General features: G+C 49.4%; 11 protein-coding genes. 2 read left to right on the forward strand and 9 right to left on the reverse strand.

The genetic code is table 11. The annotated features are described in order from the left end of the window. Positions 1-251 precede the first annotated feature (251 nt). The 9 genes from lptC to ruvX all read right to left on the reverse strand — a co-directional run bounded on the left by lptC (position 252) and on the right by ruvX (position 7,601). Positions 252-803 (reverse strand): LPS export ABC transporter periplasmic protein LptC, encoded by a 552-nt coding sequence (gene lptC / locus GF404_04590; GenBank protein MBD3381457.1) that lies wholly within the window; start codon positions 801-803, stop codon positions 252-254. 72 nt (positions 804-875) lie between these two features. Further along, complete coding sequence (locus tag GF404_04595; GenBank protein ID MBD3381458.1) at positions 876-1,835, reverse strand: KpsF/GutQ family sugar-phosphate isomerase; 960 nt, start codon at positions 1,833-1,835, stop codon at positions 876-878. Further along, positions 1,832-2,482, reverse strand: coding sequence for an HAD hydrolase family protein (locus tag GF404_04600; protein MBD3381459.1), 651 nt, complete (start codon positions 2,480-2,482; stop codon positions 1,832-1,834). Before GF404_04600 ends, GF404_04595 begins: the two co-directional genes overlap by 4 nt. Beyond that, the gene (kdsA, locus tag GF404_04605; protein ID MBD3381460.1) at positions 2,361-3,167 is read right to left on the reverse strand and encodes a 3-deoxy-8-phosphooctulonate synthase; all 807 of its coding nucleotides are present in this window, start codon (positions 3,165-3,167) and stop codon (positions 2,361-2,363) included. Before kdsA ends, GF404_04600 begins: the two co-directional genes overlap by 122 nt. Next, the gene (locus tag GF404_04610) at positions 3,151-4,830 is read right to left on the reverse strand and encodes a CTP synthase (protein ID MBD3381461.1); all 1,680 of its coding nucleotides are present in this window, start codon (positions 4,828-4,830) and stop codon (positions 3,151-3,153) included. Before GF404_04610 ends, kdsA begins: the two co-directional genes overlap by 17 nt. Position 4,831: 1 nt before the next feature. Next, a complete protein-coding gene (gene kdsB, locus GF404_04615; protein ID MBD3381462.1) occupies positions 4,832-5,536 on the reverse strand; it encodes a 3-deoxy-manno-octulosonate cytidylyltransferase in 705 nt (234 codons plus the stop codon). Positions 5,537-5,562: 26 nt separating this feature from the next. After that, the gene (gene gatC, locus GF404_04620) at positions 5,563-5,856 is read right to left on the reverse strand and encodes an Asp-tRNA(Asn)/Glu-tRNA(Gln) amidotransferase subunit GatC (protein MBD3381463.1); all 294 of its coding nucleotides are present in this window, start codon (positions 5,854-5,856) and stop codon (positions 5,563-5,565) included. Between the two features lie 112 nt (positions 5,857-5,968). Next, the gene (mltG, locus tag GF404_04625; GenBank protein MBD3381464.1) at positions 5,969-6,964 is read right to left on the reverse strand and encodes an endolytic transglycosylase MltG; all 996 of its coding nucleotides are present in this window, start codon (positions 6,962-6,964) and stop codon (positions 5,969-5,971) included. 124 nt (positions 6,965-7,088) lie between these two features. After that, positions 7,089-7,601, reverse strand: a complete 513-nt coding sequence (gene ruvX, locus GF404_04630) for a Holliday junction resolvase RuvX (GenBank protein ID MBD3381465.1) — start codon at positions 7,599-7,601, stop codon at positions 7,089-7,091. 175 nt (positions 7,602-7,776) lie between these two features. Between ruvX and GF404_04635 the strand changes: the two genes are divergently transcribed. Further along, on the forward strand, positions 7,777-8,397 hold the full coding sequence (locus GF404_04635) for a hypothetical protein (protein MBD3381466.1): 621 nt from the start codon (positions 7,777-7,779) through the stop codon (positions 8,395-8,397). An 84-nt stretch (positions 8,398-8,481) separates the two neighbouring features. Beyond that, the gene (locus GF404_04640; protein MBD3381467.1) at positions 8,482-9,474 is read left to right on the forward strand and encodes an HD domain-containing protein; all 993 of its coding nucleotides are present in this window, start codon (positions 8,482-8,484) and stop codon (positions 9,472-9,474) included. The last annotated feature ends 8 nt before the right edge of the window (positions 9,475-9,482 follow it).

Genomic DNA, 9,482 nt, shown 5'->3' on the forward strand with positions numbered 1-9,482 from the left:
GCGCCCGAGGCCAGGATAAACTCCCCTTTGAAGACAGCTTTGTCGTTAACCACCTGCAGAAGCCGGGCGCGGGCTTCCTCCAGTGTCAGATCCAGCATTTCACGCATTTTGCAGTCCTTTCGCAGGTTAAATATATTGGTCAGGATACGAGGATGTATATTTGATGTCAAGCCGGATTTAACAGATTTGTTTTCCGGCTCCTGTGCCACGGACTTTCAACAGGTTTGTCTTGTGAATCAGAAATTGACAGCTTATTCCGAATCGTCGGGGGATTTCCGGATTCGCCCTGAGACCTGTTTCTTGAGGGTAAATTCCTTCAGGTTACGGTCGGTCTCGAGACCATAGCCACGCAGGATATCGTCACCGCGATGAATCTCGTTGTAGACGTTGTTGACCACACGGTTTTTGTCCTGATCCCATTTCAACGCTTCGGTATAAAGCTTGACCCCATCATCGGAAGTGACCTCGACATCGCCCCAGACAGTCATCCGGTTGTTTTCTTCGATCACCTCACCCGAATCAGCTGTCAGCCAGGAAGTCTCATGCCCGGTCGAATCGTAGAAATGAGCGGTTATCCCGCGTGCGATCGTCTCTTTGTGGCCGAAATGTTTTTCGATCAGGGCGGCATCTATAATGGCCGTGGTGCGCCCGTCACGGGTCAGGTATATCCTGGAATCATGCAGGACCTGCTCGGTCGATGTGTTCTTGCTGTCACCGGTTTCCGACGACGATGAATCCTCGCCGGCACACGCCAGACAAACAATCAAGAGAGAAGTTAATGCAAAATATTTAATCTGCTTCATATCTTTATAATCTATTTCGGCTGATTCTCACATGATCATCAGTATACTTGAACACTCGAACAGGATAAAAGATCACACTATTTTTCTGTGGAGAATGTCGTGGATATGAATGATCCCTTCGACTTTGCCCTCTTGGTTAACTACGGGTAACGCGGTAATCTTATGGGATTCCATCAGGTTCAGCGCTTTCTCGGCCAACTCGCTTTTAGCGATAGTCTTGGGCGAGGCAACCATGACCTCGGAAGCTGAAAGCTTCATGACATCCCCCCCTTTCTCGACCATCCGCCGCAAGTCCCCATCGGTAAAAATTCCCGCCAGACTGCCATCGGAATTAAGCACCAAAGTCGAACCTAACCGCTTGGAAGTCATCTCCAGAATGGTCTCCTGCATATTCGCTTTAGGTGCGACCGCCGGGATTTCGGAATCGGTATGCATCAGGTCCTCGACCCGCAGAAGCAGACGTCTGCCCAGCGCTCCTCCCGGATGAAGCCGGGCAAAATCCTCGGGCGAGAAATCGCGTTTACGCAACAGCACAATCGCCAGAGCATCGCCCAGCACCAGGGCCGCGGTAGTCGAGCAGGTCGGCACCAGATTGAATGATTCCGCTTCCTGATCTACGGAGGCATCCAGAACACAATCGGATGATTTTGCCAGTTGCGAATCGAGCTTGCCAACTATGGAAATAATCGGCACCCCCAGTCTTTTGAACGGCACCAGAAGATCGAAGAGTTCGTCGGTATCACCCGACTTCGATATCATCAGGACTATATCCTCTTTGCGCACAATTCCCAAGTCGCCATGAATCGCTTCGGAAGGATGCATGTACACAGCCGGTGTGCCGGTGGAGTTGAAAGTGGCGGTAATTTTACGGCCGATCAAACCCGACTTGCCCATGCCGGTTACGATCACCCGGCCCTCACAGTTGAGGATCAATTCAACCGCCTGTTCGAAATCTGAGTTGAGCCTTTCGGCCAGGTTACGGACAGCCTCGGCTTCCCTGAGTATGATTTCCTCGGCCAGCTTGAGACTCACTTCAGAAAATCCTCCTCTTTCAGTCCTCGTGATTTCAACACCAGGTCGATTATTTCCCGGATGGCGCTTTCGCCTCCGGGGTTTTTGGTAATATAATGACAGACCCGCTTGAGGCTCTGAATCGAATTGGCGGTGCAGATTTTTATGCCGACTATTTTCATCAGCGGAATATCCAGAAGATCGTTACCGACAAAGATCACCTCGGAATCTGAAACACCGGTCTTCTGTTTGAGATCTTCGTAGCTGGCCAGTTTGTCATGCTGTTGATACAGCAAATCGATCCGAAGCTCTCTGGCGCGGGTATCAGTAGCCGGGGACTGCCTTGAAGAGATAATCGCCAGCTGAAGCTTTATCTGGCGGGCAAACCAGGTCGCCAGCCCGTCACCGATATCGAAACGCTTGAACTCGGCACCATCGGGACCTATATAAATCTTATCATCGGTCAGGACACCATCGACATCCATTATCATCAATTTTGCTTTTTTCAGTTTTTTGAGAAGTTCGGATTTCTTCAGAGGTGGCATATCATCTTTCCCGTATTTCACGTATTTTTTTAATGAAGTTTTCGAATTCTGATAACGGCAACTGGCTGTGCGCATCAGACAATGCTCGATCTGGTTCGGGATGAGTTTCAATAAACAGGGCATCACATCCGACGGCAACCGCGGCCCTGGCCAGCGGAAGTATAAACTCAGGTTGTCCACCCGATACACCTGAAGCACCCGACGGCAGTTGTACTGAATGGGTGCAGTCGAACACAAGCGGGTGACCGAACTTGCGCATTATGACCAGCGAACGGAAATCGACCACGAGGTTGTGATAACCGAACGAGGCTCCCCGCTCTGTCAGCATGACATTGTCGTTGCCTGCCATGACAGCCTTCTCAGCGGCATTTTTCATATCCCCCGGAGCCATAAACTGCCCCTTCTTGATATTGACCACCTTTCCGCTTTTGGCGGCGGCCTTTATCAGGTCGGTCTGACGGCATAGAAAAGCCGGAATCTGCAGTACATCGACCACAGGTGCAACAATTTCGACTTCCTGTTCGGTATGAACATCGGTAATGATCGGAAGCTCGAACTCGGTCTTGGCCTTATGCAGAATCTTGAGAGCTTTTTCGATTCCGAGAGTGTCGAATGAATCAAAAGATGTTCGGTTGGCTTTCTTATATGATGATTTGAAAATCAGAGGGAAACTGAACTTTTCCGACAAAAGCTTCAGCCCCTCCGCAGTTTTGAGGATAATATCTTCTGATTCGACCGCACAGGGTCCGGCAATGATCGCCAGCGGTTCGGTCTCACCCAGCGAGAACTTGTCAATTTTGATTTTCATCGACTTTGGCGTAGATCGTGCTGTCTTCGGCCGATTCATCTTTTTTCTTGCGATGTTTCAAGGCGGCTGCGACAAAATCGCGGAAGAGCGGATGAGCCTTGGAGGGCCTAGATTTCAATTCCGGATGAAACTGCACACCCACGAACCAGGGGTGATCCTTGTGTTCGACGATTTCGACCAGTCGCTTGTCGGGAGAAAGACCGGCGATAACCATCCCGTTTTTGGTCAGCACATCGCGGTATTTATTATAGAATTCATAGCGATGGCGATGGCGTTCATGGATAACATCACGGCCGTAAGCCTTGTTTGAGAAACTGCCTTTAGCCAGATGGCATTCATAGGTTCCGAGTCGCATGGTACCGCCCATCTCGGTCACATTCTCCTGGTCAGGCATCATGTGTATTACCGGGTGATCGGTCTCACGGTCGAATTCGAAACTGTTGGCATCCTCCATACCCGGAATCTCGCGGGCGATTGCTATCACAGCACAATGCATCCCGAGACAGATTCCCAGAAACGGTATCTTGCGGTCCTTGGTGAAATGAATCGCTTCGATTTTGCCCTCGATTCCCCGTTCTCCGAAACCGCCTGGTATCAGGAGACCGTCAAGACCCTTGAGATATATCTCAGCGCCATTTTGCTTGATATTTTCAGAGGAGACCCAGACCAGCTCGACGGAGGTGTCATTTTCAACCCCGGCATGGGTGAACGCCTCTATAATAGACTTATACGCGTCCTTGAGCTTGACATACTTGCCACAGATGCCGATCCGCACTTTATACCTGGGGTTTTTGATTTTGTTCACCCAATTACGATAATCACCCAGGTCGGGTGGACGGCAGAACAGCTTGAGATGCTGGGTCACGAGATCATCGAGACCTTCATCATGTAAAAGTAGTGGTACTTCATATATCGTCCTGGCGTCAATCGCCTGCATTACAGCGGTCGGAGAAACATTACAGAACAGCCCGATCTTCTCTTTGACATCGGGCGTCAACTGTTTAACAGTACGGCACAAGAGTATATTAGGTTGAATACCGATTTCACGCAGGGCCTTGACCGAATGCTGGGTCGGCTTGGTCTTGATCTCGCCGGCTGACTCAATAAACGGAACCAGGGTGAGGTGGATATAAAGAGTATTCTCAGGGCCTTCCTCGAGTCCCATCTGGCGGATCGCTTCTAAAAACGGCAGTCCTTCAATGTCGCCGACAGTACCGCCGACCTCAATTATGATGACATCGACCCCGCCGTTGAGCTTGCTGAGCTTGCGCACCCGGTTCTTGATCTCGTTGGTGATATGCGGAATCACCTGTACTGTCGCGCCCAGGTAATCGCCCTTGCGTTCACGCGAGATCACCGTATTGTAGATCGCGCCCGAGGTGACATTGTTGTCGATCGTCAGGTTTTCATCGGTGAAACGCTCATAATGCCCCAGATCCAGATCGGTCTCCGAACCGTCGTCGAGCACGAACACCTCGCCATGCTGAAACGGATTCATCGTACCCGGATCGACATTAAGGTAGGGATCGAGTTTCATGATATTGACTTTGAGTCCCCGCTTTTTGAGAAGAAGCCCCAGCGATGCTGAGGAGATACCTTTGCCCAGTGCGGATGCTACCCCGCCGGTCACAAAGATATATTTGGTTTTGCCATCAGCCGCCATTTTAATTGTCCTGTAATTTTAGTTTACCCTCAGCTGTTTTTATATCAGATTTTCTATTGATACTTATATAATCGTTCTTCGTAAACGCCACCGAGATAATTCCGCCGTGCTCCAAAATTCTCAGTTGCTCCAGCTTCTCGGCTTTTTCCAGCGGGGTCGGTTTAAGTTCCGCGAATTTTTGCAGGAACTTGTACCGAAAAGCGTAGACGCCGACGTGACCGTAATACTCTACCCTGCCTTTGACACCGTCGGCTTTGCAGGGAATCGGACAGCGCGAAAAATACAGCGCGCGTTTCCAATTATCAACAACAACTTTCACATTATCATTGTTTTCGATTTCTTTGGCTTTCAATAGACGAGCTACAGTGCCGGCCCAGGCGTATTTGTCTCCCTCGACCGCCTTAATCGAAAGCCTGATCAGTTCGGCATCGGCGCCGATTTCATCGCCCTGAATATTGACAACTATTTTGGGCTTATACTTAGCGACCGCCTCGGCTACACGTTCACTTCCACAGCTGTGTTTTTTATCCGAGATAACGCATTCAGCTCCGATCGATTCGGCGAAATCAGCGATTTTCTTGTCATCGGTGGCGATTATCAGCTTGTCCAGCATACGGCTGCGTTTTGCCCCGTTATAGACCCATTCCGCCAGCGGGCGCCCCTTGATCTTATGCAAAGCCTTGCCCGGGAATCGCTTAGAGCCCATCCGGAGCGGTATTACTCCCACAGTTTTCACGATTTTATTACCCTTGGTACTTTAAATAGTTTGTTTTCGGTCCCTGGAGCGTTTTTAAGCGCTTCTTCGACATCCATTGAAGCCTGGATCCGGTCTTCCCTGAGAGGTTGGATATGCTCGGTAGTTTCATCATCCGGCAATTCAGGCGACTCTTGTTCGATATTCCTCAGTTTAGTCATATAGGCGGTGATTTCTTTTAAATCCGAACGCAGATTGGCCGTTTCATCGGCGCTAATCTCTAGTCGTATCAATTCCGCCAGATGTTCAACTCGTTTAGAATCCATTGTCATGAAAAGTCCTCGGGCTGAATTTAGATGAAATTCAATAAAAGTCAAGAATCGAAAAAAATATCCGCTCTGATACGAGTAAGTCACTATGATGGTATAACTTAAGTCGGAGGCGTCACTTCATCGCACGGCGCCTGGCCTTGATTTCCTGACGGGCCTTGTTGTGCTGGGCGTTGGTTTTTGAGAAGATATGCTCACCGGTGACATCGGCCACGAAAAAGAGATAATCGGTATCATCAGGGTACAAAGAAGCCAGGATCGCATGTTTGCCTGGAGAATTAATCGGCCCCGGAGGAAGCCCTTTGTAGACATATGTGTTATAGGGTGAATCGAATTTTAAATCACGGCGGTAAAGCGGTCGATCCAGCCCACCCAGGGCGTAGATCACCGTCGGATCACACTGCAGGAGCATATTGCGCTTGATTCTGTTGTGAAATACACTGGATATAACCGGCATCTCCTTGCGATCGGCCGTTTCGGCCTCAATCAAGGAGGCGAAAGTCAAAAGGTGATGAGCATCAAAACCGAGCTCCTCGGCCCGCACGAGCAATGAATCGCCCATAAAATCCCGCAGTGAAGCGACCATAACCCTGATCATCTCATCAGGTTTGATAGTATAGGGGACACGGTAGGTCTCCGGAAAGAGGTAACCTTCCAATGATTCCGGCGCAAACGGCAGGCTCTGGAGGAATTTTTCATCGTTTTCGAGCTTAATGAAATCCAGAATCGGCTGTTCCAGTTGGCGCGCAAGCAGTTCGATCGTCCGGTTGACAGTCAGCCCCTCCGGGATCGTGACCCAGAGATGATCGATGTCACCGGTTTTCAGCCGTTTCAGGAAGTCGTGCCGAGAATCTTTAAAGCTGATCGTGTAGCGCCCCGGGGCGAGCTTTTTGTCAGAACCGGTCAGCCGGAAGTATGTCTTTGCCACCAATGAATTTATAGACAACCCCAGGCTGTCCGCCCGGTGCAGGATCGTACCTACACCGTCGCCGGCGTAAACTTTCAGGTGAACCCGGTCCTGATCGACCAAAATCGGACTGCGCATATATATCATCAGTGAAGCAAATGCCAAAAGTATTATCAGCGCTACCAAAATCAGCCTGTGTCTCACGATCTCTTTCCCCTTAAACCGACATAGAGCCGGGCAATAACTTTAAGTGGCATATACAGTATGGTACCCCCGAGGAGTACTAAAGTTATAAAAAAAGCCCACACAGCTCGAAAAAAAGTGACCATCAGAGTCGCCCCGTCTCCCGCAGGTAATCAGTCAAAAGGATAGCCGCGCTGATGGCGTCGAGCTTATCGCGGTTGCCCTTGATCTTTTTACCCTGCGCGTGCAGGTACTCTTCGGCTTCCTCTGAGGTAAAACGCTCATCCACAAGAACTATTTGCTGATCGAGTTGTTTTTCGAGCTTCAGTTTAAATTTTTGCACCGCCCGGGCCATCTCACCCGCAGAGCCATCCTCTAAAAGCGGATACCCCAGAAGAATACGGCCCACATTCAACTCTTCGGCCATATCGGATATTTTCTGGAGCGCTTCTTTTTCTGATTTAGAACGAATAGTCACAGTCTCCGAAACAAATCCCCCGGTCGGATCGGAAAATGCGACCCCGATCTTTTTGGTCCCGTAATCGAGCGCCATAATTCTCATCATGGTGCTATATATCGCACGCATTTTGAGCCCTGTCAATTTATAACTTGTCAATCTGCAAACTCCTGCACAAACCCGGGTCGAAACTGACACCATCTGCACTCACGGCAAACCCCTGCATACTGCTCAATTCCTGAACAGCCGGACTTAATCCGTTATATGCAAACGGGAAAGGTTGCCCCGCTTTACACTCCGTGTTGATTCAACCAAACGGCACGCCTCTTGCTCAAATAGGGAATAGAAAAGATGGAAGATCAAGGAGGTACACACGATGTTGAGCAGGATTACCAAACGCGGCTTCTCGGAAGAACGACTCGAAAAAGTCCCCGAACCGAAGATAAAAAGAGATGAAAAGGGTCACTATATTGTAAGCATCTCCGAGGGCGTCAAAGTATACCTGGAAGATTATTACAGCTTCCTGGAAGAGGTCTGGGAACGCGCAGTTCCGATCTACCAGGAGACCCAGAAAAGGCTGGATGAGACCCCGGACGACCATCTCGAAGCCAAAGCATTTTACCGTGCCCGCAAGATCATTATGGAGGTCGTTTTGACCACCGTTAAGAGGTTCTACGCGACCGAGGACTCGCTGGGCATGTTTATGAGCCCGTGGTGCTTTGGAACAGTAGTGCTGGAAAAAGTGGAAATGGTGCGCGACAAGATTTCCAAGGGCGAAGAAACCAAACATGAAGTCGGTGAATATCCTTACTATGTTACTCGATATATCGAAGAAATCCACCGCAAAGCGCTCCTCGACCTGTTCGAATTCTCGAGCGAAGCTTTCTCGATGCGCTGGCAGTATTCTGAACTTTTGAAACGGTATTCGAAAACCCTCACAAATATTACTTCCTCTCTCCAGTCAGTCCTGCTGATGGTGAGAAGCTATACCTCCTAAAATCCATTACTCCTGGTACAAACCCCGCCTTAAAAAGCGGGGTTTCTTTATTTATTTTTTTGGAAATCTGACGATAACTTCAATATGATAATAAGCAAAAGCGAACAGCAAAAAGAGGATATCAAAAACTACCTCCCGATTTATCTGGAGACGCTCAGGCTGGATACGATCCTCGATTTCGACCTGTATATACGTATTGCCAACGAGCCGGTCCTGTATCGCTCACGCAATTTGCCGTTTACAGAAAAGTCAAAAAACAAACTGCTTGAAGCTAACGTCTACCGCCTCTATATCAAGCCTTCTGAAAGACGCAACTATCAGCGTTATATCGAACAAAATTTAAACACGATCATAGAAGATAAAACCATCCCGGAATCAAAAAAAGCGGGCATCATCTACGAGACCTCGAAATCACTGATGCGCGAAGTGCTCTCCAACCCGACTCTGGGCGACAACATCCGCCGTTCAAAGGACATGATCGCCAACACGGTCGAATACATACTGCGCGGACGGGAGGCGTTTTTAAATCTTCTCAAAATCACTTCGTTCGACTACTACACCTACACCCATTCGGTCAATGTCTGTACATTTACGATAGCCCTGGCCCAGAGGCTGGGTATCACCGACCGCAAGGGACTCGGTGAACTGGGGGTGGGCGCGCTGTTGCACGATGTCGGCAAAGTCAAGATTCCGACCAGGATCATCAATAAGCGCTCATCACTGAACGCCGCTGAATTCAATATCATGAAAAAACATCCCGGGTTCGGCAACGATCTGTTAAAAGAGACCAACCTGCTGGTCGAGGACTCCTACATCCCCGTCATCCAGCATCATGAACGCCTGGACGGTTCCGGCTATCCCAAAGGACTTCTGGAAAACGAAATTCATGATTATGGAAAAATCATCATGATCGCCGATGTCTTCGATGCGTTGACGACCCGCAGGGTCTACCAGGAAGCTATGGAAACCTATCCCGCGCTGAAGATCATGTACGAGATGAAGGGCAAGTTCGATGCTCGTTACCTGCGCGAGTTTACAGTTGTGATGGGCCCCGACAATTACCAATGCAGTATCTGACCTTTCAC

This window comes from Candidatus Zixiibacteriota bacterium, from assembly GCA_014728145.1.
GTDB lineage: Bacteria > Zixibacteria > MSB-5A5 > JAABVY01 > JAABVY01 > WJMC01.